23 protein-coding genes are annotated in these 23,448 nt (G+C 66.8%); 15 read left to right on the top strand and 8 right to left on the bottom strand.

Going from position 1 to position 23,448, the window contains the following annotated elements; all coding sequences use genetic code 11:
• Window positions 1-48: 48 nt before the first annotated feature.
• The 3 genes from ACO07K_RS19745 to ACO07K_RS19735 are packed head-to-tail and all read right to left on the bottom strand — an operon-like array spanning window position 49 to window position 3,251.
• Entirely contained in the window at window positions 49-1,029 is a 981-nt protein-coding gene (locus ACO07K_RS19745) for an NAD(P)H-dependent flavin oxidoreductase (RefSeq protein ID WP_422030815.1), read from the bottom strand.
• A 3-nt stretch (window positions 1,030-1,032) separates the two neighbouring features.
• Window positions 1,033-2,160, bottom strand: coding sequence for a CaiB/BaiF CoA transferase family protein (locus ACO07K_RS19740; RefSeq protein WP_422030813.1), 1,128 nt, complete (start codon window positions 2,158-2,160; stop codon window positions 1,033-1,035).
• Window positions 2,157-3,251: a CaiB/BaiF CoA transferase family protein gene (locus tag ACO07K_RS19735; protein WP_422030811.1), complete on the bottom strand. Its 1,095-nt coding sequence runs from the start codon at window positions 3,249-3,251 to the stop codon at window positions 2,157-2,159. Before ACO07K_RS19735 ends, ACO07K_RS19740 begins: the two co-directional genes overlap by 4 nt.
• Window positions 3,252-3,332: 81 nt before the next feature.
• Here ACO07K_RS19735 and ACO07K_RS19730 point away from each other — a divergent pair, with 81 nt between their 5' ends.
• The 4 genes from ACO07K_RS19730 to ACO07K_RS19715 all read left to right on the top strand — a co-directional run bounded on the left by ACO07K_RS19730 (window position 3,333) and on the right by ACO07K_RS19715 (window position 6,787).
• The gene (locus tag ACO07K_RS19730) at window positions 3,333-4,547 is read left to right on the top strand and encodes an LLM class flavin-dependent oxidoreductase (protein ID WP_298310324.1); all 1,215 of its coding nucleotides are present in this window, start codon (window positions 3,333-3,335) and stop codon (window positions 4,545-4,547) included.
• A 24-nt stretch (window positions 4,548-4,571) separates the two neighbouring features.
• On the top strand, window positions 4,572-4,985 hold the full coding sequence (locus ACO07K_RS19725; protein ID WP_422030809.1) for a hypothetical protein: 414 nt from the start codon (window positions 4,572-4,574) through the stop codon (window positions 4,983-4,985).
• A gap of 230 nt (window positions 4,986-5,215) precedes the next feature.
• On the top strand, window positions 5,216-6,388 hold the full coding sequence (locus ACO07K_RS19720; protein ID WP_422030807.1) for a thiolase domain-containing protein: 1,173 nt from the start codon (window positions 5,216-5,218) through the stop codon (window positions 6,386-6,388).
• A 3-nt stretch (window positions 6,389-6,391) separates the two neighbouring features.
• A complete protein-coding gene (locus ACO07K_RS19715) occupies window positions 6,392-6,787 on the top strand; it encodes a Zn-ribbon domain-containing OB-fold protein (protein WP_298309575.1) in 396 nt (131 codons plus the stop codon).
• Between the two features lie 19 nt (window positions 6,788-6,806).
• Here the strand turns inward: ACO07K_RS19715 and ACO07K_RS19710 are convergent, their stop codons facing one another.
• Both ACO07K_RS19710 and ACO07K_RS19705 read right to left on the bottom strand, forming a co-directional pair.
• Window positions 6,807-8,060, bottom strand: coding sequence for an alginate O-acetyltransferase AlgX-related protein (locus tag ACO07K_RS19710; protein ID WP_422030805.1), 1,254 nt, complete (start codon window positions 8,058-8,060; stop codon window positions 6,807-6,809).
• A gap of 59 nt (window positions 8,061-8,119) precedes the next feature.
• Complete coding sequence (locus tag ACO07K_RS19705; RefSeq protein WP_422030803.1) at window positions 8,120-10,456, bottom strand: xanthine dehydrogenase family protein molybdopterin-binding subunit; 2,337 nt, start codon at window positions 10,454-10,456, stop codon at window positions 8,120-8,122.
• A gap of 79 nt (window positions 10,457-10,535) precedes the next feature.
• Between ACO07K_RS19705 and ACO07K_RS19700 the strand changes: the two genes are divergently transcribed.
• From ACO07K_RS19700 to ACO07K_RS19690, 3 genes are read left to right on the top strand one after another with little or no spacing between them, the layout of a single operon-like run.
• Window positions 10,536-12,233 (top strand): hydantoinase B/oxoprolinase family protein, encoded by a 1,698-nt coding sequence (locus tag ACO07K_RS19700; RefSeq protein ID WP_422030801.1) that lies wholly within the window; start codon window positions 10,536-10,538, stop codon window positions 12,231-12,233.
• Window positions 12,230-12,757, top strand: a complete 528-nt coding sequence (locus tag ACO07K_RS19695; protein WP_422030799.1) for a hypothetical protein — start codon at window positions 12,230-12,232, stop codon at window positions 12,755-12,757. Before ACO07K_RS19700 ends, ACO07K_RS19695 begins: the two co-directional genes overlap by 4 nt.
• Window positions 12,754-13,773: an asparaginase gene (locus tag ACO07K_RS19690; RefSeq protein ID WP_422030797.1), complete on the top strand. Its 1,020-nt coding sequence runs from the start codon at window positions 12,754-12,756 to the stop codon at window positions 13,771-13,773. Before ACO07K_RS19695 ends, ACO07K_RS19690 begins: the two co-directional genes overlap by 4 nt.
• 8 nt (window positions 13,774-13,781) lie before the next feature.
• Here the strand turns inward: ACO07K_RS19690 and ACO07K_RS19685 are convergent, their stop codons facing one another.
• Complete coding sequence (locus ACO07K_RS19685; RefSeq protein ID WP_422030795.1) at window positions 13,782-14,168, bottom strand: DUF983 domain-containing protein; 387 nt, start codon at window positions 14,166-14,168, stop codon at window positions 13,782-13,784.
• Between the two features lie 75 nt (window positions 14,169-14,243).
• Between ACO07K_RS19685 and ACO07K_RS19680 the strand changes: the two genes are divergently transcribed.
• From ACO07K_RS19680 to argC, 4 genes are all read left to right on the top strand, one after another.
• Entirely contained in the window at window positions 14,244-15,617 is a 1,374-nt protein-coding gene (locus ACO07K_RS19680) for a PLP-dependent aminotransferase family protein (protein ID WP_422030793.1), read from the top strand.
• Between the two features lie 10 nt (window positions 15,618-15,627).
• A complete protein-coding gene (locus tag ACO07K_RS19675) occupies window positions 15,628-17,061 on the top strand; it encodes a cytochrome ubiquinol oxidase subunit I (RefSeq protein ID WP_422030791.1) in 1,434 nt (477 codons plus the stop codon).
• Window positions 17,058-18,065 carry a cytochrome d ubiquinol oxidase subunit II gene (gene cydB, locus ACO07K_RS19670; protein WP_422036682.1) on the top strand — a complete coding sequence of 336 codons (1,008 nt, stop codon included), beginning with the start codon at window positions 17,058-17,060 and terminating at the stop codon, window positions 18,063-18,065. Before ACO07K_RS19675 ends, cydB begins: the two co-directional genes overlap by 4 nt.
• Before the next feature lie 369 nt (window positions 18,066-18,434).
• Window positions 18,435-19,412, top strand: a complete 978-nt coding sequence (argC, locus tag ACO07K_RS19665; protein WP_422030789.1) for an N-acetyl-gamma-glutamyl-phosphate reductase — start codon at window positions 18,435-18,437, stop codon at window positions 19,410-19,412.
• A gap of 36 nt (window positions 19,413-19,448) precedes the next feature.
• On the opposite strand, the gene ACO07K_RS19660 is transcribed toward argC, so the two are convergent.
• On the bottom strand, window positions 19,449-19,799 hold the full coding sequence (locus ACO07K_RS19660; protein WP_422030787.1) for an MliC family protein: 351 nt from the start codon (window positions 19,797-19,799) through the stop codon (window positions 19,449-19,451).
• Window positions 19,800-19,847: 48 nt separating this feature from the next.
• Here ACO07K_RS19660 and ACO07K_RS19655 point away from each other — a divergent pair, with 48 nt between their 5' ends.
• The 4 genes from ACO07K_RS19655 to ACO07K_RS19640 are packed head-to-tail and all read left to right on the top strand — an operon-like array spanning window position 19,848 to window position 22,958.
• Entirely contained in the window at window positions 19,848-20,642 is a 795-nt protein-coding gene (locus tag ACO07K_RS19655; RefSeq protein WP_422030785.1) for an alpha/beta fold hydrolase, read from the top strand.
• A gap of 5 nt (window positions 20,643-20,647) precedes the next feature.
• Window positions 20,648-21,823, top strand: coding sequence for a M20 aminoacylase family protein (locus ACO07K_RS19650; RefSeq protein ID WP_422030783.1), 1,176 nt, complete (start codon window positions 20,648-20,650; stop codon window positions 21,821-21,823).
• Window positions 21,820-22,353, top strand: a complete 534-nt coding sequence (locus tag ACO07K_RS19645) for a hypothetical protein (RefSeq protein ID WP_422030781.1) — start codon at window positions 21,820-21,822, stop codon at window positions 22,351-22,353. Before ACO07K_RS19650 ends, ACO07K_RS19645 begins: the two co-directional genes overlap by 4 nt.
• Window positions 22,350-22,958, top strand: coding sequence for a DsbA family protein (locus ACO07K_RS19640; RefSeq protein ID WP_422030779.1), 609 nt, complete (start codon window positions 22,350-22,352; stop codon window positions 22,956-22,958). The genes ACO07K_RS19645 and ACO07K_RS19640 overlap by 4 nt, the downstream gene beginning before the upstream one ends.
• Here ACO07K_RS19640 and ACO07K_RS19635 read toward each other — a convergent pair.
• Window positions 22,955-23,338, bottom strand: coding sequence for an HPF/RaiA family ribosome-associated protein (locus tag ACO07K_RS19635; protein ID WP_422030777.1), 384 nt, complete (start codon window positions 23,336-23,338; stop codon window positions 22,955-22,957). The two genes, ACO07K_RS19640 and ACO07K_RS19635, sit on opposite strands and share 4 nt — an antisense overlap.
• Window positions 23,339-23,448: the final 110 nt, after the last annotated feature.

Raw genomic sequence — 23,448 nt, 5'->3', positions numbered from 1 at the left:
CCCTCGGAACTCTGGAGCCGAAACCTAGAGCAGGGGGCCGCCCACCGTCTACGCTGCGACGCGACCGGCCAGCGCGCGCGCCATTTCAGACTTCGCCTCGCGGTATTGGCTGACGAGGCGCCGGACGAGATCGGCGGCGGCGGGCACGTCGTCGATGTTCCCGACGCCGTGGCCGGCCGTGTAGATGTCCTTCCAGCGCTTCTTGTTCTCCTGCGCGCCGACGATCTTGCCGGGCAGCGTGGTCCGCAGCACGTCGAGGTCGATGCCGGCCGCCAGCAGGCTGGGCGTCAGCCAGTTGGCCGGGGCGCCGTCGACCGAGGCGGTGAGGAACACGTCCGTCGCCCGCGTGGCGAGGATCATGTCCTTGTGCGCCTGTGCGGCCATTGCCTCCTGGGTGGCGATGAAGCGCGTGCCGATATAGGCGAGGTCGGCCCCCATCGCCTCGGCCGCCAGCACGTCGCGGCCGGTCGTCTGGCCACCGGCCAGCACGACCGCGAAGCTGTCGCCCAGCTGTCGCACCTCGTTCATCAGCGCGAACGGGTTAATTGTGCCGGTATGGCCGCCGGCACCGCCCGCGACCGCGATCACGCCATCGACCCCGGCTTCCAGAGCCTTCTCGGCATGGCGCCGGTTGGCGATGTCGTGCAGGGCGACGGCACCCCAGCCATGGATGCGCTTGATGGCATCGCCCGGCGCGCCCTTCGAGGTAAGCACCACCGGCACCTTGTACTTCTCGACCAGTTCGAGGTCGCCCTGGTAGCGCGGGTTCGAGGCATGGACGACGAGGTTCACAGCCCAGGGTGCGGGTTTCCGGCCGGCATCCTCCAGCCGCTTCATGCCCTCGACCATCTCGTCGAGCCAGGCCTGGAACTCCTCGCGGCTGCGCGTGCCATGGGCGGGGAAGCTGCCCATCAGACCCTCGCCGCAGCAGGCGAGCGTCAGCGCGGGATTGGAGACCAGGAACATGGGGGCGGCAATGGCGGGGATCGCCATGCGCTCCATCAATTTGTGCACTTCGGCGCGCGGCATGGATCAAACCTCTCCGATGGTGGGCGTGGTCGAGGTCACGCCGCTGTCGTTCAATTGCTTCAGGCGGGCATCGTCGTAGCCCAGCAGTTCGCGCAGCACCTCGTCGGTGTGCTGGCCGAGATCGGGGGCGGGCCGCTCGATGGTGAGTCCCGTGCCGTCGAGCCGGTAGGGCAGTCCCTTGACGAGGCCGCCCTTCTCGTCGCGCACCAGCGTGACGCCCTGGAGCGCAGCGTCGCGCAGCAGGTCATTGCCGTCGAGGCAGGGCGCTGCGGCGATGCCTTTGGCCAGCAGTGCGGCCAGTGCGGCGTCACGGTCCTTGCCGGCGCAGACGGTCGCCATCGACGGATCGGCTCTGTCGAGGGTCACGGCCAGCCATTTGCCGTCGGCACATTGATAGGAGTCCTGCTGCGCCACGCCCGCTTCGTCATTGCCGCGTGGTGCCAACCGATGGTTCGGAGCGGCCGAGGCGGCGAGAATCTCCTCGCCGAGCGTGAACGACGCCACTTCGCGCTGGGAGAAATCGAGGAACGCACCCTGGCCCGTGCGGTGCGCTTCCGTTACGGCGGCGATGACGATGCCGGTGGCGAACAGCGACACGATCTGGTCGGGATAGTTCACGTCCATGCCGGAGATGCGCGGCTCCTCGCCCTCGTATCCGGTGAGCGAGGCGATGCCCGACGTGGCGTCGAGCGTACTGCCGAACGACACGTTCATGCGCTCGGGCCCCGTGTCGCCCTGGCTCGAGATGGCGGCGAACACCAGGCGCGGGTTGACCGCGCTCAGCTCCTTGTAGCCCAGGCCCGCCCGGTCGAGCACGCCGCGTCGGAAATTCTCGACCACGACGTCGCAATGCGCGGCGAGTTCGCGGATGACGCGCTGGCCTTCGGGATCCTTCAGGTTCAATGCCAGCCCGCGCTTGTTGCGGTTGGTGAAGCGGAACTGCGGCGAGCGATTCCACCAGCCCTCGTCGCTGTCGATCTTGCCGATGACGCGGAAGGGATCGAGATAAGACCCGGACTCGATCTTGATCACGTCGGCGCCGAGATCGGCCAGCATGGCCGAGGTATTCGCGCCCGCCGTCAGCAGGCCGAAATCGAGCACGCGCACGCCGGCGAGAGGACGCTCGCTCATGCCGCGAATTCCGGCGCGGGCCGCGGCGCGAAGGAGCGGCCGTTCCATTGCACGGGAAGCTGCGGCAGGCGCAGCCTGCCTTCGATTGGATGGGCCATGTCGGCCAGGAAGCCCCGCGCCACGTATTGCTCCGTCTGCAGCAGTTCGGCGGGCGAGAAGATCGGCCCGAACGGCACGCCCCTGGCCTGCGCCACTTTCTGGATTTCCTCGCGGGTCTTGTCGGCAAACCACGGCGCGAGCGCGGCATAGAGTTCGGCGATGTTCTGGCGGCGGCCGACCCGCGTGCTGAACTTCGGATCGTCGAGGCGGGGATCGCCAATCAGCGTGCGGGTCGCCGGCCACTGGGTGACCGTGTAGACGACCGCAACATGGCCGTCGCGGCAGGGCAGGACCTGGAACTCCGAGTTCCTGCCCTCGCGACCGGGAGAGACCCCAGAGGCGGCGGCGCCGGACGCCGCCTTCCAGTTCACCCACTGCATGACTTCCGCGAGCGACACGCGCACCGAGGGCGCCCGATGCCCGGCATCGCGCGCGGCGAGCGCCGCCATGAGCCCGGTGAAGGCGGTGAGGCCCGCGGCATAGGACGCCTGATGGCCGCCCAGCTTCAGCGGCTTGCGGGCCGGTTCGCCCACCATGTGCATCAGGCCGCCCAATGCCTGGATCGCCAGTTCGCTGACCGGACGCTGCGCCGCCTCCATCTCGAGCGGAAAGGCCGCGATCTCGACCGGCGTGGCCTTCGCCTGTCGCAGGGATGCGGCCACGGAAGCCGGCTCCTCGAACAGAACGACGTCGGCCCGATCGACCAGCTCGGCGAGCGTGGTGCGGCCGGACTCGCCCGCGAGATCGAGCGCGAGGGAGCGCTTCGACGTGTTGAGGAACTCAAACAGCGCGCTTCCGCCCTGCGGCAGCAATGGCGGCGCACGACGCACCGGATCGCCGCCCGGCGGCTCGATCTTGAGCACGTCGGCGCCGAGATCGGCGGCGATCTTGGCCGCCAGCGATGTTGCAAGACGCAGGCAAAGCGGCACTTTTGCGTCGTTCACCTCGACGATTGTGAAGCGCGCGAGCGGCAGGGAGGAGGCCTTGGTCATTGGGCAATGATCTGCGCAAGCCGGTGCTGCGGTCAACGTCGCGCGCATGCTACCGTCGCGGGTGACGGAGGACTTCATTCGATGGCACAGACCGGTAATCACAAGGGACTTACGTTCGGCATCTTCCTGGCGCCGTTCCATCGCGTGGGCGAGAACCCGACGCTCTCGATGGCGCGCGACATGGAGCTGATCGAGTGGATCGACGAGCTGGGCTACGACGAAGCCTGGATCGGCGAGCATCATTCCGCCGGCTGGGAGACCATCGCGTCGCCGGAAGTTTTCATCGGCGCCGCGATCGAGCGCACGCGCTACATCCGTCTCGGCTCGGGCGTCACCAGCCTGCCCTATCACCACCCGCTGATGGTCGCGAACCGCTTCGTGCAGCTCGATCACATGTCGCGCGGCCGCACCATGCTGGGCTGCGGCCCGGGCGCGCTGCCGTCGGACGCCTACATGATGGGCATCGATCCCTCGACCCAGCGGCCCCGCATGGAGGAGGCGCTGGAAGCCATCATGCGCCTGCTCGAGTGCAAGGAGCCGGTCACCATGAAGACCGACTGGTTCGAGCTGAAGGAGGCGCGGCTGCATCTCGCGCCCTACAGCTATCCGCATTTCCCCATCGCCTGCGCCAGCACCATCACGCCCTCGGGCATGATCGCGGCCGGCAAGCACGGGCTGGGCGTCCTGTCGATCGGCGCCGGCATCCCCGGCGGACCGGAGATGCTGGGCAAGCAGTGGGGCATCTACGAGGAAACCGCGGCCAAGCATGGCAAGACGGCGGATCGCAGCAAGTGGCGCGTCGTGGTCAACTGTCATGTGACGGAGGACGACGAGCAGGCGTTGCGCGAGGTCCATGCCGGCGAGCGGCGCGAGACCGTGACCTATTTCGAGGATACGCTGGGCCGCCCGCCCGGCCGCGCCGACGATCCGCTGCGTGATGGGGTGAAGATGGGCACGACCCTGGTCGGCAGCCCCGACACGGTGGCCAAGGGCATCGAGCGGCTCCTCGGCTTTTCCAACGGCGGCTTCGGCGGCGTCCTGTTCCGGGCCCACGAATGGGCGACGCGCGAGCAGATCCTGCGCTCCTATGAGCTGTTCGCGCGCTATGTCATGCCGCGCTTCCAGGGCTCGCTCGACACGATCGTCAACTCCAACCAGTGGGCCAAGGACAACCGCAAGGGCATCTTCGGCCCCAACGTGGCCGCGGTGAAGAAAGCCTTCACCGATGCCGGCCGCGAAGCCCCCGAGGAATTCCGCGCCCGCACGCCCGGCGCGCGCGACGTGGCAGGCGACTAACCACTTCCCCAAAGGGGCATAGAAATGAAGGCGGTACTTTTCTTCCTAAGTCTGGTCATCTTCGCGACTGCGTCGTGTTCGAGCGGAGATGACTTGGTCGCCGCGGAAAGAGAAGTGGCGAAGTTCAGGCAGAGCTATGAGGCGGAAGCCTTTGAGGCAATCTACGATCAAGGCGCCGACGAACTTAGGAAGGTTCAATCCAAGCAGGCGTTCGCGACTCTCTTGGAAGCGATCAAGCGCAAACTTGGAGACGTCACGAATACGAAGCTGGTGAGCTCGAACGTCAACTACAGCGCTGGCGGTACGGTCGTCACTCTGCAGTATGCGACGGTATTCGAGCACGGCAAGGGAAGCGAGCGATTCGTCTTTCGTCTTGCCGGCAAGAAGGCGCTCCTGGGAGGCTACACCGTCAACTCGGCTGATTTGCTTATTCGGTAGGGCAATCAGGGGGAGCCTCCAGGGGAAGGTGCTCGAACGGTACGATTCCCCCAAGGCCAGGCCGGGCGCCGCGATCACGGACAAAAGAAGGCGAAAGACCAGGTGGCGTCGCTCCCCGATCGTTTCGCAGAGCCTGACATCGTTCTTCGCTGCGAAAGTGCGCACTTTCCTGTGAGGCTCCGATCCCCCACCATGTGCGCTGCACAATCGACAAGGGGGATGGCTCGCCGATGAGCATCAAGGGCAAGGCCTATATTGCGGGAATCTATGAGCATCCGACGCGGCTCGCGAAGGATATCTCGCTGGCCCAGATCCACGCGCAGTGCGCCAAGGGCGCGCTGGAGGATGCGGGTCTCACCAAGGACGATGTCGACGGCTATTTCTGCGCCGGCGATGCGCCGGGCCTCGGCCCGATGTCCATGGTCGAGTACATGGGCCTCAAGGTCCGTCACGTCGATTCGACCGATACCGGCGGCTCGTCCTACGTGCTGCATGTCGGCCACGCCGCCGAGGCGATCGCCGCGGGCAAGTGCAAGGTGGCCCTGATCACCCTGGCCGGCCGGCCGCGCGCCGAGGGCATGGCGACCGGCACCGTGCCGCGCAGCCGCGGCGGCACGCCGACGCCCGACGATCCGTTCGAGTTTCCCTACGGCCCGACGGTCGTGAACATGTACGCCAACTGCGCGATGCGTCACATGTACGAGTTCGGCACGACCTCCGAGCAGCTCGCCTGGATCAAGGTCGCAGCCTCGCACCATGCCCAATACAATCCGCATGCGCTGCTGAAGGACGTGGTCACGGTCGAGGAGGTCGTGAATTCGCCGATGATCTCCGATCCGCTGCATCGCCTCGACTGCTGCGTCATCACCGACGGCGGCGGCGCCATCGTCGTTGTGGCGCCGGAGATCGCGGCCAAGCTCAATCGGCCGAAGATCAAGCTGCTGGGAGCGTCCGAGTTCATCAAGACGCAGATGGGCGGCAAGGTCGATCTCACCTACTCGGGCGCGCGGTTCACCGGCGCGGCGGCCTTCGCCGAGGCGGGCGTCAAGCCTTCCGACATGAAGTACGCCTCGATCTACGACAGCTTCACCATCACGGTGCTGATGCAGCTCGAGGATCTCGGCTTCTGCGAGAAGGGCAAGGGCGGCGCCTTCGTGGCCGACGGCAACCTGATCTCGGGCGTCGGCAAGCTGCCGTTCAATACCGATGGCGGCGGCCTGTGCAGCAACCATCCCGCCAACCGCGGCGGCCTGACCAAGGTGCTGGAGGCCGTGCGTCAGTTGCGCGGCGAGGCGCACCCGAAGGTGCAGGTGAAGAACTGCGATCTGGCGATCGCGCACGGCACGGGCGGCTCGCTCGGCCTGCGCCACGGCAGCGCGACCGTCATTCTGGAGAGAGAGTAGACCATGGCCGAGACCAAGGAACGCAAGCTGCCGCCGCCCGCCATCAGCGAGGAGACGCAGGCCTACTGGGACGCCGCCGGCAAGGGCAAGCTGCTGGTGCGCAAGTGCACGAGCTGCGGCCAGGCGCACCACTATCCGCGCACGATCTGCCCGTTCTGCTTCAGCGACAAGACTGAATGGGTCGAGGCGTCGGGCAAGGGCACGATCTATTCCTACAGCGTGATGCGCCGCGCGCCGGTGCCCTACGCGATCGGCTACGTCACCCTGGCCGAGGGTCCGCGCATGCTGACCAACATCGTCGACTGCGACTTCGACAAGCTGAAGTGCGATCAGGCGGTGACGGTGGTCTTCAAGCCGACCGACGGCGGCCCGCCGCTGCCGATGTTCACGCCGGCCTGATGCCGTCCGACGGGAGGCTCTAGCGAGCCTCCCGCATCTTCGCGAGCGCGGCCGCCAGGCGCTTGGCCGCGATCTCGGTGCCGAGCTCGGTCCAATGGCCATCCGAGACCCGGTAGGTATTCGCCACACCCTTGAAATCTTCTTCCAGGTCCACGACCTTGACCCCCTGCGCTTCCAGGTCCTTGCGCAGGATGCGATGCATGAGCGCCCGCTGCTTGGGATAGCTCATGTACTTCGGCCAGGGCGCCCAGAACTCCGCGTAACTGGGGTCGACGATGCCCACCGGGGCCAGGGCGACCACGAACTCGATGCCACGTTCGCGCGCCAGGTCGCGGGCACCGAGCAGCCAGGTCAGAGTCGCGGCGATCGCCTTTTTGTCCACGGACTGTTCGAGCTCCGCCGGGGTCAGCGGGATCGTCCAGTTGGCGGTCTCCCAGTCCACCATGCTGGCGAGCCACCAGGCCTGAATATATTCCTCGTCGCGGGCTCGCGGTTCGAGACGGTCCCAGAATTTATCGCCGCCGCGCGCCAGGATTTCGCGAATGACCGTCTCGTCCTTCTCGGGGTAGTAGTAGGTCTTGACCAGCCGGACCATCGCGTCGAGGCGATCGGCGCGCGGCATCTTGATGATCTTCTGCGCCTCGTCCGGTGGCGCCTTGTTGCCCCGGCCGAACTCCGAAAGGCCGAGCCGGTTCACCAGCAGCCAGGTCAGACGGGGGGCCACCGTACCGAGCCACGACGGCTGCGGACGCTCGGCGATGAGCGGCGGGATGCGCCACGGCGAGAGGGCATCCAGCATGAAGTCGTTGCCCGAGAAGAACATGAGGACCAGCGCATCGGGCTGCAGCGACAGGGCGATGTTGCGGATTCGGTAGTAGTACTGGGGCGGACCCGTCGCGGAGATGCCTAGCGTTGTCACCTCCCAGTCGCGGTGGCCTTCCGATCGCCACAGCTCCTCCAGCTTCATGCCGACCGATTCCTCGACGAAGGCGCCTTCGAGGAAACTGTCGCCGACCAGGACGGTCCGGAACGTCCCGGGCGGCTTCTCCAGCGGATGCTCGCGGTCACGCATGCCCCAGCTGTTGTAGGTCGGGACCGGCTGCGTGCCGGTGAGCGTGCTGGCGACCGACGCGTTGGAGACCTCGATCGGCCGCAGTTCACGCGCCGGCCAGGGCGGCACGACGAAGGAGCTCAGCAGTTCGAGGCCGGCCACCGTGACCGCCACGAGCAGGGCTGCGAAGATGCCCGAGAACCAGAGACGCTTGTGCTTCATCGGGCCTGCTCATAGCCGATCGGGGGCGTCTCTCCAACGGGCCGCTATTGTCGCGCCGGTCAGCCGTTCAGCGCCGCCCACACCCGCTCCGGCGTCGCCGGCATGTTGATGTGCTTGCCGCCCAGCGCATCGGAGATGGCGTTCATCACCGAGGGCAGGGAGCCGGCGCAGCCGGCCTCGCCGCAGCCCTTGGCGCCCAGCACGTTGGTCGTCGCCGGCACCGAGTGATAGTCGATCTTGAAGGAGGGGGCGTCGCCCGCCCGCGGGATCGCATAGTCGGTGAAGCTGCCGGTCAGCGGCTGGCCTTCCTCGCTGTAGACGACATGCTCGAAGATCGCCTGGCTGATGCCCTGAACCACGCCGCCATGGCTCTGGCCCTCGACCAGCAGCGGATTGATGACCGTGCCGAAGTCGCCGACCATCGTGTACTTCACGACCTCGACGTGGCCGGTGTCGGGATCGATCTCGACCTCCGCCACATGGGTGCCGTTGGGATAGGCCGACGGCGCCGCCTCGTGAACGTGGCTGACGTCGAGCGTGGTGGGCACGCCCTCGGGCAGCTTCATGCCGCTGCGCAGTTTGCTGGCCAGTTCCAGGATGCCGATGCCGCGGTCGGTGCCGACGATCTCGAAGCGGCCGAGCTTGAACTCGATGTCGGCAGCCGAGGCTTCGAGCGCGACGCCCGCGATCTCCTTGCCCTTCTCGATCACCTTGTCGGACGCTTCCATGATGGCCGCGCCCGAGGCCATGATCGACTTGGAGCCGCCGGTGCCGCCGCCGGCGATCAGCAGGTCGCTGTCGCCCTGCTTCAGCTTGATGCGGTGGAAGGGGATGCCGAGCTTGGTCGTCAGGACCTGGGCGAAGGCCGACCAGTGGCCCTGGCCGTAGTCCAGCGTGCCAGTGATGATCGTGACGTCGCCATTCTCCTCGAAGCGCAGGCCGCCCATCTCGTTCGTGGGCGGCGCCGTCACTTCGAGATAGTCGCCGATGCCCAGCCCGCGCAGCTTGCCGCGGCTGGCGCTCTCCTGCTTGCGGGCTGCGAAGCCCGCGACGTCCGCCAACTCCAGCGCCTTGTCGAGCAGCACCGTGAACTCGCCGCTGTCGTAGGTGGTGCCCGACGCGGTCTTGTAAGGCATTTCCTCGGGCTTGATGTGATTGCGGCGGCGCATCTCCACCTGGTCGATGCCCATCTCGCGCGCGGCGGTGGTGATCAGGCGTTCCATGAAGTAATTGGCCTCGGGCCGGCCGGCGCCGCGATAGGCGCCGATCGGCGAGGTGTGGGTGAACGCCACCTTGGTCTGCACCTCGATCAGCGGCGTGCGATAGACCGCGGCGAGATTGCGCGAGACGCCCAGCGCGCCCATGGCCGCGCCGACGTTCGAGAGATAGGCGCCGACATTGGCGTAGCCCTTGAGACGCACGGCGAGAAAGGTGCCGTCCTTGTCGAGGGCCAGTTCGGCATCGAAATCGTGGTCGCGCCCGTGCTGGTCGCTGAGGAAGCTGCCCGAGCGGTCGTCGGTCCACTTCACCGGGCGGCCGAGGATCTTCGAGGCATGGAAGAGGCCGGCATATTCGGGATAGGGCGAGCCCTTCATGCCGAACGAACCGCCGACGTTGCCCGTGACGACGCGCATCTGAGCGGGCTTGATGCCCAACAGGGCGGCCATCTGGTTCTTCAGTCCGAACACGCCCTGGCAGCCGGCATAGAGGGTCGAGCGATCGGTCTCCTTGTCGTAGTGGCCGATCGCCGTGCGCGGCTCCATGGCGCAGACGACGATGCGGTTGCTGACGATGTGGAGTTTCGTCACGTGCGCGGCCTTGGCAAAGGCGTCGGCGACCACGGCGCTGTCGCCGAACTGGAAGTCGGCGCAAACATTGTCCGGTGCGTCGTCGAACACCGTCGGCGCGCCGGGCTGGGCGGCGGCGCGCGCGTCGGTGACGGCCGGCAGCGCCTCGATATCGAGCACGACCGCTTCCGCCGCATCCCTGGCCTGTGCCGCGGTCTCGGCGACGACGAAGGCCACCGGGTCACCGACGAAGCGCACCTTGTCGGTGGCCAGCGAATAGCGCGTCGGCGTCTTCATCTGCGAGCCGTCGCGGTTGGGCACCATCATCACCGTCTTCAGCGCGCCATAGCCGGCGGCGTTGAGGTCGGCGCCGGTCCAGATGCCGAGGACGCCCGGCATGCCGCGCGCTTCCTCAGCGTCGATGCCTTTCAGCAGACCGTGCGCCACCTGGCTGCGGACCATCACCGCATAGGCCTGGCCGGGGAGGTTGATGTCGTCGGTGTAGCGGCCCTCGCCCTTCAGCAGGGTCGGGTCCTCCTGGCGCGGCACCGGCTGGCCGACGCCGAATTTCATCAAATCGAGATTGTCCGCATCGAGGGGCGCGTTCATGGGGATTCCGCTTCGAAAAGTAGGGGATTTGAACGGCATCATAGCGCACGGAGGCATGGGCTGTGCTAGTGATTCGGACATGTCGAACCTCGATCCCGTCACATTGACAGTCATCCAGAACGGCCTGGTCCAGGTCTGCAACGAGATGGACCTGGCGTTCGTTCGCGCGGCTTTTTCGCCGGTGATCTCGGAGGGCATGGACCGCTCCGACGGCATCTACGACACGGTCGACGGCTCGCTGATCGCCCAGGGGGAGCTGGGCCTGCCGGTGTTCGTCGGCACCATGCAGTTTTCCACCCGCGCCGTGATCGAGCGGGTGAAGACGCACTATGCCGGCAAGGTCGATCCGGGCGACGTGTTCATCGTCAACGACCCCTATCTCGGCGGCACGCATCTGATGGACGTGCGCTTCGTGAAGCCGTTCTTCTACAAGGGCGAGCTGTTCGCCTGGCTGGCCAACACCGGCCACTGGCCCGATGTCGGCGGCATGGTGCCGGGCGGCTTCTCCGCCAGCGCGACCGAAGTCGAGCAGGAGGGGCTGCGCCTGCCGCCCGTGAAATTCTTCAAGAAGGGCGAGATGGACCAGGAGATCCTGTCCATCATCATGTCCAACATCCGCATCGCCGATCAGCGCATCGGCGACATCAAGGCCCAGGCCGCCGCGCTCACCACGGGCGAGGTGCGCCTCACCGAGCTGATCGACCGCTACGGCGCCGACGTGGTGCGGGCGGCGATCGCGGAGATGCGCCACCGCGCCGAACGGCAGATGCGCGCCAAGATCGCCGACATTCCCGACGGCGTCTATGAAGGCACCTCGCAGGTCGACAGCGACGGCGTCGTCGACGAGCCGCTCACCATCAGGATGAAGATCACCAAGACGGGCGACGAGCTTCTGTTCGACATGACCGGGTCGAGCCCGCCCTGCCGCGGCCCGATGAACAGCGTGATCGCTACGACCAAGTCGGCGATCTATCTCGCGGTGAAGCACGTCTTTCCCGACGTGCCGATCAATGCCGGTACCTTCGAACCGCTGCGCATCGTCGAACCCGAGGGCACGTTCCTGTACGCGAAGTATCCGCGGCCGGTATCGGGTTGCGCGGCCGAGGTGAGCCAGCGCATCGCCGAGGCGGTGTTCGCGGCGCTCACCAAGGCCATTCCAGACCTGCTGTTCGCCGCGCCCGCCGGAACCTCCGGCAACCTGGGCATCGGCGGCTACGATCCGGAGCGCAAGCGCAACTACATCATGTATCTCTTCACCGGCGGCGGCTACGGCGGTTTCCAGGGCGGCGACGGCTTGAGCAACGGTTGCTCGACCATCGGTATTTCCAAGATGCCGCCGGTCGAGGTGCTGGAGCAGTTCTACCCCGTGCTGTTCGAGGAGTTCTCCCTGCGCGAGGGATCAGGCGGCGCGGGCGAGTTCCGCGGTGGCTTCGGCATCAATTACGCCATCAAGCTGCGGCGCGGCGAGGCACGGGTCTCGATGGTGATGGATCATGGCCGCACCGGTCCGCAGGGCGCGCTGGGCGGCGGCGCCGGCGGCACCAACACGGTGCAGGTCGACCAGGGCGGCACGGCCTATCACCCGCCGCACATTTCCAAGGACCAGGACATCGAGATCGGCGTCGGCGACGTGGTGCGCGTCTCGACGCCCGGAGGCGGCGGCTTCGGCGATCCCGCGAAGCGCACTGCCGAGGCGGTCGCCCGCGACGTGGCGCGCGGTTACTACAGCGCGGCGGAAGCGCGCGAGAAGTTCGGCGCGGCTCAGGCTGCCGAATGAGCGCCTCTCGACGCTCGCTCTTCGCCCTGCCGATGGTTCTGCTCGCGGCGGATTCCGCAGCACAATCGGTGTCGTGGTTCCCGGTCGAAGGGGCCGACAAGTCGTTCTTCGTCGAGATGCCGGGCGCACCGCTCTACAAGGTGCTCGACACGGCCTCCCCGGGCGGGACGCCGTTCGTCTATCACTCCTACAGTCTCGAATATCGGCGCCTGTCCTTCGTGGCGCAGAGCGCGCTCTATCCCGCCGACGTCGACGTGCGCCAACCCAGGCTCAACCTGCAATCGGCCCTCGACGATCGTGCGCAGCGTCTGGCCGGCGGCAAATGGACCAGCGTCGACTGGAAGACGGTGCAGGGCGCACCGGCCGTCGAATCGACCGGGCCGCTGGCCGGCGGCAATGCACTGCGGCAGCTCGTCGTTCTGAAGGGCCGGCAATACGTCTCTCTAGGCTTTCTCGCGCCGGCCGATGCGCTGCGTGCGCCGGAAGCCGAGCGCTTCTTTCGTTCCCTGAGGCTTTTGTCATGACTCTTCCGCGTATCCAGATCCTGGCCCTCGGCGGCACCATCGCGACGGCGCCGGATGCCTCGGGTGCGATGCAGATGGGGCTGGGCGCCGACGATCTCGTCGCTGCCGTGCCGCTGCTGGCCGGGCTGGCCGACATTCGCGCCGAGACGGTGTCGCGGGTCGGCAGCCATTCGCTGTCTTTCGACCAGATTCATGCACTTGCGCAGAAGATCATGGGTCTCGACGTCGATGGCGTGGTGGTGACCCAGGGCACCGACACGCTGGAGGAGACGAGCTTCCTGCTCGACCTGCTGGTCGAGCGCGACATCCCGGTGATCGTGACGGCGGCGATGCGCAATCCCGCACTCACATCGCCCGACGGTCCGGGCAATCTGCTCGCGGCCGTGCGTGTTGCCTGCGATCCTTGGGTGAAGGCCCATGCCAAGGCGCTGGGTGTCGTCGCGGTGATGCTGGACGAGATCTACGCCGCGTCCGACGTGCTGAAGATCCATCCGACCCGACTCAACGCCTTCGCGTCGCCGCAGACCGGCCCGTTGGCGGCACTGGTCGAGGAGAGGGTCGTGCCGCTGTCGCTGCCGGTGCGCGCGCCGATCGAAGCGGCGCGCAAGCGGCTGGGCGCGGCATCGGAGGGCCGGGAGCAGCCGGTGGCCCTGCTGTGGGTGGGATTGGACGAGCCGGGCTACATGCTGGAGGCGATGGTCGATCATCGCGACCAGCTTGGCTATCGCGGTGTCGTGCTGGGCGCGATGGGTGGCGGTCACGTTCCCGAACGCGTCGCCTCACTGGTGGGACAACTGGCCGAGATCATCCCGACGGTCGTATCACCGCGCGCCGGCGGCGGGCCGCTGCTGCGTCAGACCTATGGCGGGCCGAGTTCCGAGATCGCGCTCCGCAAGGCCGGCCTCATCTGGGGCGGCCGCCTCAATCCGCTGAAGGCGCGTGTCCTGCTCCAGACCTGTCTGCGTGCCAGACTGGACAAGACCGCGATTGCCGAAGTCTTCGAAGCTTTCGGTTAAGCGGACGGCTAACAGGGCTCGGCGCGGGCCTGCTTCGCGGCGGCGAAGCCGTGCATGCCCATGTGCCACTGCAGGGCGACGATCAGGCCCTTGATCGGCTGCAGCAGCCCGATCGACAGGATGATCACCATTGGCGCCCATAGGAAAGTGTGGAGCCAGTAGGACGGCTGGTAGACGATCTCCACATACATGGCGATCGGCACGACCAGATGGCCGACCAGGAAGATCGTCAGATAGGCCGGAAAGTCGTCGGCGCGGTGATGGTGCAGATCCTCGCCGCAGGCCGGGCAGCGGTCGGCGACCTTCACGAAGGCGCGAAAGAGTTTGCCCTCGCCGCAGGCCGGGCAGCGACCCAGCATGCCCCGCATAAGATAAAGACCGCCCTTCCCAGCCATCACATTCCTCCATCGATTGTCCGCTTGTATATCCATACGGATAGCCATACATTCAAGGACAAGGAGCGAGATTGTATGGATTGGAGCCCTACACTCGATGCCGGCGGGCCGGTCTACGAGGGTATCGTCGAGGCGCTGGAGCGAGACATCGTCTCAGGCCGCCTGCATCGCGGGCAACGCCTGCCGACCCATCGCGCCCTGGCGAATTTCCTGAACGTGGATCTGACGACGGTGACGCGCGCCTACAACGAGGCGCGCCGCCGCGGCCTGACGGATGCGCGGGTGGGGCAGGGCACCTTCGTTGCGGAAAACCGCATGCGGCCGGCCACCCGTGCCGCCGCCGGCATCGACGTCGACCTGTCGATGAACCTGCCGCCATCGCCCATCGAGGCCGATCTCGAGGGCCGCATCCTGCGGGGGCTGGCGGCACTGCAGCGCGACCATGGCTTCTCCGATCTCCTGAGTTACCAGCAGGCGGGTGGCAGCGCGGTCGACCGCGGCATCGCGGCCGATTGGCTGCGACGGCGCGTGCCCACGATCGAAGCGGACCGGCTCGTCATATCGCCCGGCACGCAGAGCGCGCTGATGGCGTTGCTGCTGGCGGTGACGCGGCCGGGCGATGTCGTCCTCACCGACCGGCTTACCTATCCCGGGTTCCGGTCGGCCGCCGCGTCGCTCGGCGTGCGCCTGGTCGGCGTGGCGTCGGACGGCGAGGGGATGAATCCCGAGGCGCTCGCCGAGGCCTGTCGCCTGCACGCCCCCCGGGCGGTCTATCTGCTGCCGACGATTCACAATCCGACGACCGCGACGATCGGGTCACAACGTCGCGAAGAGCTTGCGGTGGCCATTCGTCGTCACGATCTGATGCTGATCGAGGACGACGCCTATGGAAATTTCGAACCGAAGGCCCTGCCGATTTCGACGCTCATTCCCGAGCGCAGTTATCTCGCCATGACGCTGTCGAAATGCATGGCCCCGGGTTTGCGCGTTGCCCACGTGCTGGCGCCCGATCGTGCCGCCGCGTCGGGGATTGCCAATGCCTTGCGCACCGTGTCGCAAATGCCGGCGCCGCTGATGGTGGCACTCGCTTCACGCTGGTTTTCCGACGGCAGCGCCGATGCCATCGTATCGGCCGTCGCGGCGGAAGCTGCGGCAAGACAGGCTCTGGCGATCAAGGCGCTATCGGGTCAGAGCTACGCCGCCAACGCAAGGGGGCTTCACGTGTGGCTGAGACTGCCGGCGACATGGACCCGCGCCGAATTTGCAGCGCACGTTCAGCGACAGGGGCTGGCCGTGGTCACGAGCGACAGTTTCAGCGTCGACGGGGAGCCGGAGCACGCGATTCGCATCGCGCTGGGCGCGGCGCGCAGCCGCGCGGATCTCGCGGCGGCGCTGGACGTCCTGGTCATCGCATTGAAGTCGCCCGCTTACGCGTCGCGCATCGTCTAGGGAGAACGTGATGTTCGAGGGATTGGACGCCATCTTCCTCGCGAGACTGCAATTCGCCTTCACCGTCTCGTTCCACTTCATCTTCCCGTCTTTCTCGATCGGCCTGGCGAGCTTCCTCGCCGTGCTCGAGGGGCTGTGGCTGTGGACCGGACGACAGGTCTATCTCGACCTCTTCAAGTACTGGCTGAAGATCTTCGCGCTCGCCTTCGGCATGGGCGTCGTTTCGGGCATCGTGATGTCGTACCAGTTTGGCACCAACTGGTCGGTCTTCTCGGACAAGGCAGGGCCGGTGATCGGTCCGCTGATGGCTTACGAGGTGCTGACGGCCTTCTTCCTCGAGGCGGGGTTCCTGGGCGTCATGCTGTTCGGCATGAACCGCGTGGGCAAAGGACTGCATTTCGCGGCGACGCTCGCCGTTGCGGTCGGCACCTTCTTCTCGGCCTTCTGGATCCTCTCGGCCAACAGCTGGATGCAGACGCCGGCCGGCTACGCGATCAATGCGGGCGGCCAGTTCGTGCCGGCCGACTGGTGGGCGATCATCTTCAACCCGTCGTTTCCCTATCGGCTCGTGCACACGGTCTTCGGTGCCTATCTGACGACGGCGCTGGTCGTCGGTGCCGTCGGCGCGTGGCATCTGCTGCGTGCCAAGCCTGCCGAAAAGGGCGGGAACGAGGGCGCACGCGTCATGTTCTCGATGGCGATGGGCATGATCACCGTCGTGGCGCCGCTGCAGATATTCGCCGGCGACCAGCACGGGCTGAACACGCTGGAGCACCAGCCGGTCAAGGTCATGGCCATGGAAGGCCACTTCAAGAGCCATCCCGACGGCGCGCCGCTGGTTCTGTTCGGATGGCCCGACGAAGCCGCGGGCAAGAACCTGTTCGCCGTCGAGATACCCAAGGCCTCGTCGCTGATCCTGAAGCATTCATGGGATGCGCCGCTGAAGGGTCTCGACACGGTCGATCGCAAGGACTGGCCGCCGGTGGCGGTGGTGTTCTGGGCCTTCCGCATCATGGTCGGCATGGGCATGCTGATGCTGGCCCTGGCGGCCTTCAGCCTGCTCGCGCGCGTGCGCAAGCGCCTCTACGACTGGCCGCTGCTGCACCGGTTCGCGCTCGCGATGGGGCCGGCGGGTTTCGTCGCCGTCATCGCGGGGTGGGTGACGACGGAAGTCGGGCGCCAGCCCTATACGGTGTATGGCCTGCTGCGAACGGTCGATTCAGCGTCCGCGCTCGACGCGCCCGCCGTCGGTGCGTCGCTGCTGGCCTTCGTCGTCGTCTACTTCTTCGCCTTCGGCGCCGGCACCTATTACATCCTGAAGCTCATGTCCCATCCGCCGCATCTCGGCGAGGAGGGGCCGCGACGCGACCAGCCGGTGCGGGCCGCGGGCATTACGCCCGCCCCGTCCGTGGCCGAATCGCTCGCGACCGGCAAGGAGGCCTGATCATGCCGTTTGACCTTCCGATGTTCTTCGCCTTCATCATCGCCTTCGCCATCCTGGCCTATGTCGTCATGGACGGGTTCGATCTGGGCGTCGGCATCCTGTTCCCCTTCCTGCCGGTCGGCCGCGAGCGCGACAGCGCGATCAACTCGGTGGCGCCGGTTTGGGACGGCAACGAGACATGGCTGGTGATGGGCGGCGGCGGCCTGCTGGCTGCTTTCCCGCTGGCCTACGGCATGATCCTCTCGGCGCTCTATGCGCCCATCATCGCGATGCTGCTGGCGCTGGTCTTCCGCGGCGTGGCCTTCGAGTTCCGCTGGCGCGATCCGCGTCACCGCCCGCTGTGGGACGTGGCGTTCACCGGCGGCTCGATCGTGGCGGCGCTGGCGCAGGGCATCACCCTGGGCGCCCTGCTGCAGGGCATTGCCGTTCAGAACCGCACCTATGCCGGCGGCTGGTTCGACTGGCTGACCCCGTTCAGTCTCCTTGTGGGCGTCAGCCTCGTCTGCGGCTATGCGCTTCTGGGCTCGACCTGGCTGGTGATGAAGAGCGAAGGCTCGCTTCAGGAGCGTTGCCATCGGCTGGCCTATCGCCTGGGCATCGCGACGATCGTGGCGATGGCGGCGGTGAGTGCGGCGACGCCCTTCCTGCGCGAAGCCTACTGGATGCGCTGGTTCGCCTGGCCGCAGGTTCTGTTCACGGCCCAGGTGCCGGTGCTGGTGGCGATCGTCACCTTCGTGCTGTTCTGGAGCCTGCGCCGCGGCCACCACTACACGCCGTTCCTCATGGCGCTCGCCCTGTTCGGGCTGGGCCTGGCAGGTCTCGGCGTCAGCCTCTATCCGTACGTGGTGCCGCCGTCGGTCTCGATCTGGGACGCCGCCGCCCCGCATGACAGCCTGGCGTTCATGCTGCCCGGTGTGCTGATCATGGTGCCGATCATCCTGGCCTATACCGGCTATTCCTACTGGGTGTTCCGCGGCAAGACCGGCCACGAGGGCTATCACTGAGATGCCGGGTCCCCGTCAGTGGCTTTGGTTCGTCGGGCTGTGGGCCGCCGGCGTGGGCGTCACGGCGCTGGTCGGCTACGCGATCAAGCTCTGGCTGAAATAGCGCCCTGCGGACATTCCGCTTGACGCTCACCGTACGTGACGACAGTGTCGAACGACATGCTCAGGAACGAAACCCTTCATGACCGACGCCGACGCCCCTGCTTTCAAGCGGCGGCTCTTCGTGCTGCGCGTCGATCAGCGTTCGTCGGTGTGGTGACCGCGTCACCGTAAGGTGCCACCCGCCGGAAGCGATCCGGCCCGTTCCTGAACCCCCGCAGCCCTCGGCTCCGGGGGTTTTGTTTTGCCCGAACTCGAGAGGACACCATCATGAGCATTCGCGTCGGTATCGTTGGAATCAGCGGCTTTGGCGGCGGCGAGGCGTTGCGCCTGATTGCGAGCCACCCGTCCTTCGAACTGGTCTACGCCGCGGGCGAGGGCAGTGCGGGCACACGGCTGGTGGACCGCTTCCCCGGACTTCCGGCCAGGCTGGCCGGGCTGACGATCGTGAAGTGGGATCCCGAGAGCCTGCCGAAGCTCGACGTGCTGTTCGCGTCCTTGCCCACGGGCGCCTCGGCGGCGGCGCTGGCGCGTGTGCCGAAGGACGTGAAGATCGTCGATATCGGCGGCGACCACCGCTACGTCGACGGGTGGGCCTACGGCCTGGCCGATGTCTGGCCGGCCGAGCTCGCGGGGAAGAGTCGCGTTGCCAATCCTGGCTGCTTCCCCGCGGCGACGCTGACGGCACTGGCACCGCTGCTGGCCGAGGGGCTGATCGAGCCCGGCAACATCGTGATCGACGCCAAGACCGGCATTTCGGGTGCCGGCCGGGGCGGCGCCGACAGCCGGTTCGGCTACGCCGAGAGCAACGAGAACCTGGTGCCCTACGGTCTGCTCAGGCACACCCACATGCCCGAGATGGCCAGGACGATCGAGCGGCTGAGCGGCGGCAGTGCGGCCGGGCTGGTGTTCACGCCCCACCTGGTGCCGATGACACGCGGCGTCCTCGCCACCATCTACTGCCGCGGTCGCGCCACCACGGAACAGTGTCTGGCCGCGACACGGCGCTTCTACGCCGGGCGACCGTTCATCCGCGTGACCGACACGCCGCCACAGACCAAGTGGGCGATCGGCTCGAACCTCGCTTTCGTGAGCTATGCAGCCGATCCCGAGCGCAATCTGGTGATCGCGTTGGGCGTCGTCGACAATCTCGGCAAGGGAGCTGCCGGCCAGGCGGTGCAGAATGCGAACCTGATGTGCGGCCTGCAGGAAACCGCAGGGTTGGACGGCATGCCCGTCTGGCCATGACGACGGCGGGCCAGAGCCGCGTGGCAATCCGCCGACCTAGGTCGTCCGGCGCATCGGCTGGCAGTTGGAGGCGAGCGGTGTCCCTCCGCTCAGGGCCTTGAGCGTGCCGGCATTGCCGGCGCCGGACCATTCGGTTGCGGAATCGGCGTAGCGAAAGCCCTGGCCGCCGCCCTGATATTCCATGCGCCATGTCCTGTCGCCCAGCGTCACCGAAGCGCGGTTCTTGGCGTAGACCACGGAAACTTCCCTGCGCCCTTCGCAGAGATAGGCGATGCCCGACGGCGTCGCCTCGTCGGGCGCCGGCCGCGGAATTGTGGTGTTCAACTGCTGCTCCTTCGGAGCGCAGCCTCCGATCAGGATCAACGCGAGAATCGACAGGCGCTTCATGGTGCGCTTACCTCCCGGGGCAACATACCAAATCGCCGAGGAGACGGAATGGCCCTGTTCAAGCTGCGCGACGGCGCCGAACTGCACTACGAGGTTCATGGCCGTGGTCCCGCGCTGTTTCTGGTCGCTGGACTCGGCGGCGATGGCCGCTGGTGGGGCGACAACGTGTCCGAGCTGGCGAAGAATTTCACCGTGATCGTGCACGATCACCGCGGCACCGCGCGCAGCAGCCTGTCGAGGATCGATTACAGCGTCGGGCAGATGGCCGACGATGCGCTGCAGCTCATCGAGGGGCTTGGTTACGAAAAGGTCCATTGGTGCGGTCACTCGACCGGCGGAGCGATGGGGCAGGTCCTCGCGGTCGAGCATCCCGACCGCATCGACCGACTGGTGCTGAGCGCCACCTGGGCGAAGACCGACGCCTTCTTCCGCCGGCTGTTCGAGGTACGCTCGCTGATGCTGCGCGAGCTGGGGCCGTCGGCGTATCTCAAGTCGAGCGCGCTGGCGCTCAATTCGCCGGCCTGGGTGCGCGATCACGATGCCGCTCTCGTGGCCGCCGAGACGAAGGCGCTGGAGACCATTCCCGTGCCCGAGATCGTCTTGTCGCGCATCGCCGCCATCGTCGCTCATGACCGGCGCGAGCAGCTCCAGAAGGTGACGGCTCGCACCCTGGCCATCTGCGCCCGCGACGACACGGTGACGCCGCTCTATTTCACCGAGGAGCTGGTTCGCCTGATTCCGGGCGCCCGCGCCTATGTGCTGCCGGACGGCGGCCATGCATATCCGAACGTGCACGGCGCAGAATTTCGTCGTGTAATGACGGCCTTCCTTTTGGAGTCCTGACCGCCATGAAGATCGAACCGCTGATCGCCGCTGCCGCCGCCGAGCTCACCGCCCTCCGGCGCGACATCCATGCGCACCCGGAGCTGGGATTCGAGGAGGAGCGCACCAGCACGATCGTGGCCCAGAAGCTGAAGGAGTGGGGCTGCGAGGTCACGACCGGCATCGGCAAGACCGGCGTCGTGGGCACGATCCGCGTCGGCAACAATCCGCGTGCGATCGGCCTGCGGGCCGACATGGACGCGCTGCCGATGGACGAACTCAACACCTTCGACCATCGCAGCCAGCACAAGGGCCGCATGCATGCCTGCGGCCATGACGGCCATACGGCGATGCTGCTGGGCGCCGCCAAGTATCTTGCCGCGACCCGCAACTTCGACGGCACGGTGCATCTCATCTTCCAGCCGGCCGAGGAGGGACGCGGCGGCGCCGAGGCGATGGTCAAGGACGGGCTGTTCCAGAAGTTCCCGTGCGAGATCATCTTCGGCATGCACAACCGGCCGAAGCTCGACGTCGGCAAGTTCGCGATCCGCTCGGGCCCGCAGATGGCCGGCGGCGGCCTGTTCGACATCCACATCACCGGCAAGGGCGCGCATGGTGCGCGCCCCGAAACCGGCATCGACCCGGTCATCATCGCGACGCAGATCATCTCGGCGCTGCAGAGCGTCGTGTCGCGCAACGTGGCACCGCTCGATTCGGCGGTAATCTCGGTCACGCAGATGCACTCGGGCGACGCCTACAACGTGATCCCGCAGGAGGCCGTGCTGCGCGGCACGATCCGCGCCTTCCGGAAGGAAACGATGGCGCTGATCAAGGAGCGTATCGAGACGATCTCCAGCGGCATCGCCGCGACCCTGGGCGGCAGCGCCAAGGCCGATGTGCGCATCGCCTTCCCGCCGCTGGTGAACGACAAGGACGCGGTGACGTTCATCGCCGACGTGGCGGCCGAGATCGTGGGACCCGAGAACATGAACCGTGAGGGCCCGTTCGTGATGGCTTCCGAGGATTTCTCCTACATGCTGGAGCAGGTCCCCGGCGCCTTCATCAACATCGGCAATGGCGGCGGCGAGGGCGGCTGCGAGGTCCACAATCCCAGCTACGACTTCAACGACGACGCGCTGACGCTGGGGTCGACCCTGTGGGCGCGCGTGGTCGAGAAGCGGCTGGCGAAGGACGCGCGTTGAGCACCGTCGGCGACGGCGCCAGCCGGCACTGGCTGGTTCGCGAACTGCCCTATGTGGCGATGCTGGCCCTGGCGGTCGGCGGCGTCATCCTCACGGGATTTCGCGGGCCCACGACCTACGCCTACTGGATGGTGCTGGCGCCGATCTACGGCCTCGCCTGCGTCATGTCGGGCTGGCGGGAAGTCGACAAGACGGCCGATCACCTGCGGCTCATCGTGACGCAGGCGCTCCACTGGCTCGCCTTCCTGGCGGCGATGTGGCTGATGTTCCTGCCCGAGGTGCGCGGCGTGGTGAACGACAACGCGACCAGCCTCGCACTCCTGATCCTGCTGGCGCTCGGCACTTTCGTGGCGGGCGTCCACGCGCGGGTCTGGCGCATCTGCCTGGTCGGCCTGTTCCTCGCTCTGTCGGTGCCGGCGGTGGCGTGGATCCAGGATTCGGCCATGCTGCTGCTGGTCGGTACGTTGCTGGTCGTCGCGGTCGGCGCCGCCTTCTGGTGGCTGTGGAGGCGGGAGCGGGGCGCATTGTGACGGATCGCGCGAAGGTCGTCCTCTGGAGCGACTATGTCAGCCCCTACGCCTTCGTCGCGAAGGCGCTGGCCTATGCGCTGGAGGCCGACTACGAGATCGACGTCCACTGGCGGCCCTATACGCTGGACATCGCCTCGTTTCAGGGCTCCGTCGAGCAGCGCGACCCGCATCACTGGCGCCGCGTGCGTTACGCCTACATGGACGCCCGCCGCTTTGCCAACAAGCAGGGCCTGACCCTGATGGGCCCGAAGAAGATCTATTATGCCCGCGCGATCAATGCCGGCATGCTCTACGCCCAGCAGCACGGTGTCTTCCGGGCCTACAACGACCTGGCGTTCGAGCGATTCTGGCGGCGCGATCTCGATCCCGAGGATGTCGATCAGGTCGCCGGCACTCTGATGCAGGCCGGGGCTCCCGAAGGCTTCGCCGCCTTTCTCGATGGCGAAGGCGGTGCGCGGCATGACGCGCTGCGCGCCGAGGCCGAAGCCTCCGGTATCTTCGGCGTCCCGAGCTTCGTGTTCGAGGGCGAGATTTTCTGGGGCGGCGATCGAGTCTTTCTCCTGAGAGAAAGACTCGACGATAAAGGCGTGCCGCGCCGCCGCTAGCCTTCTGCGCGATCCAGGGTGCGTTCGACGCGCTCATGCAGATTCTTGACCTCACCGCGCTGCTTGCGCGCCCGTTCCTTGATCTGGCGCTTGGCGCGCCGGAACGCGTCGTTCACGGCAAAGGTCGGATCCGCGAACCGCTCGTCGTCATGCGACGTGTGGTCGATGTTCACGTCGATATGGCCGGGCAGGGCGATGTGGATGTTGACGCTGAAGAGATTGCTCGTGCGATGGTGGCGGTCGGGAACCTGCACGATGACCTGGCAGGAGGTCAGCCGGCCATGCAGCTTCTCGAGCGTATCGATATGTTCGCCAATCAGCGTGTTCAACGCTTCGCTCGGCGTGCCGCCCTGATAGCTGATGCGTACCGGTGTTTCCATGTGAGCCTCCGCTGTTGTTCGCTCCCCCACTCAGGAAACGTAACACGACGGAGGGAAGTTGCGGAATCTATCGGCGGCGGGGCGAGTACGCGGACGCCTTGAGATCGCCG

The organism is Reyranella sp., assembly GCF_965228225.1.
In the GTDB taxonomy this organism is placed as follows: Bacteria; Pseudomonadota; Alphaproteobacteria; order Reyranellales; family Reyranellaceae; genus Reyranella.
The sequence above is the reverse complement of the archived record's forward strand: the minus strand, read 5'-3'. Positions and strand labels throughout refer to the sequence as shown.

What these genes read in the sequence shown, in the direction of transcription:
- ACO07K_RS19650 (WP_422030783.1), top strand. Translation starts at nt 20,648, where the DNA reads ATGAAGATCGAACCGCTGATCGCCGCTGCCGCCGCCGAGCTCACCGCC.
- ACO07K_RS19685 (WP_422030795.1), bottom strand. Translation starts at nt 14,168, where the DNA reads ATGGCTGGGAAGGGCGGTCTTTATCTTATGCGGGGCATGCTGGGTCGC.
- ACO07K_RS19695 (WP_422030799.1), top strand. Translation starts at nt 12,230, where the DNA reads ATGAGCGCCTCTCGACGCTCGCTCTTCGCCCTGCCGATGGTTCTGCTC.
- ACO07K_RS19680 (WP_422030793.1), top strand. Translation starts at nt 14,244, where the DNA reads ATGGATTGGAGCCCTACACTCGATGCCGGCGGGCCGGTCTACGAGGGT.
- ACO07K_RS19675 (WP_422030791.1), top strand. Translation starts at nt 15,628, where the DNA reads ATGTTCGAGGGATTGGACGCCATCTTCCTCGCGAGACTGCAATTCGCC.
- ACO07K_RS19715 (WP_298309575.1), top strand. Translation starts at nt 6,392, where the DNA reads ATGGCCGAGACCAAGGAACGCAAGCTGCCGCCGCCCGCCATCAGCGAG.
- ACO07K_RS19730 (WP_298310324.1), top strand. Translation starts at nt 3,333, where the DNA reads ATGGCACAGACCGGTAATCACAAGGGACTTACGTTCGGCATCTTCCTG.
- argC (WP_422030789.1), top strand. Translation starts at nt 18,435, where the DNA reads ATGAGCATTCGCGTCGGTATCGTTGGAATCAGCGGCTTTGGCGGCGGC.
- ACO07K_RS19635 (WP_422030777.1), bottom strand. Translation starts at nt 23,338, where the DNA reads ATGGAAACACCGGTACGCATCAGCTATCAGGGCGGCACGCCGAGCGAA.
- ACO07K_RS19745 (WP_422030815.1), bottom strand. Translation starts at nt 1,029, where the DNA reads ATGCCGCGCGCCGAAGTGCACAAATTGATGGAGCGCATGGCGATCCCC.
- ACO07K_RS19660 (WP_422030787.1), bottom strand. Translation starts at nt 19,799, where the DNA reads ATGAAGCGCCTGTCGATTCTCGCGTTGATCCTGATCGGAGGCTGCGCT.
- ACO07K_RS19690 (WP_422030797.1), top strand. Translation starts at nt 12,754, where the DNA reads ATGACTCTTCCGCGTATCCAGATCCTGGCCCTCGGCGGCACCATCGCG.
- ACO07K_RS19720 (WP_422030807.1), top strand. Translation starts at nt 5,216, where the DNA reads ATGAGCATCAAGGGCAAGGCCTATATTGCGGGAATCTATGAGCATCCG.
- ACO07K_RS19740 (WP_422030813.1), bottom strand. Translation starts at nt 2,160, where the DNA reads ATGAGCGAGCGTCCTCTCGCCGGCGTGCGCGTGCTCGATTTCGGCCTG.
- ACO07K_RS19735 (WP_422030811.1), bottom strand. Translation starts at nt 3,251, where the DNA reads ATGACCAAGGCCTCCTCCCTGCCGCTCGCGCGCTTCACAATCGTCGAG.
- ACO07K_RS19705 (WP_422030803.1), bottom strand. Translation starts at nt 10,456, where the DNA reads ATGAACGCGCCCCTCGATGCGGACAATCTCGATTTGATGAAATTCGGC.
- ACO07K_RS19700 (WP_422030801.1), top strand. Translation starts at nt 10,536, where the DNA reads ATGTCGAACCTCGATCCCGTCACATTGACAGTCATCCAGAACGGCCTG.
- ACO07K_RS19725 (WP_422030809.1), top strand. Translation starts at nt 4,572, where the DNA reads ATGAAGGCGGTACTTTTCTTCCTAAGTCTGGTCATCTTCGCGACTGCG.
- ACO07K_RS19655 (WP_422030785.1), top strand. Translation starts at nt 19,848, where the DNA reads ATGGCCCTGTTCAAGCTGCGCGACGGCGCCGAACTGCACTACGAGGTT.
- ACO07K_RS19710 (WP_422030805.1), bottom strand. Translation starts at nt 8,060, where the DNA reads ATGAAGCACAAGCGTCTCTGGTTCTCGGGCATCTTCGCAGCCCTGCTC.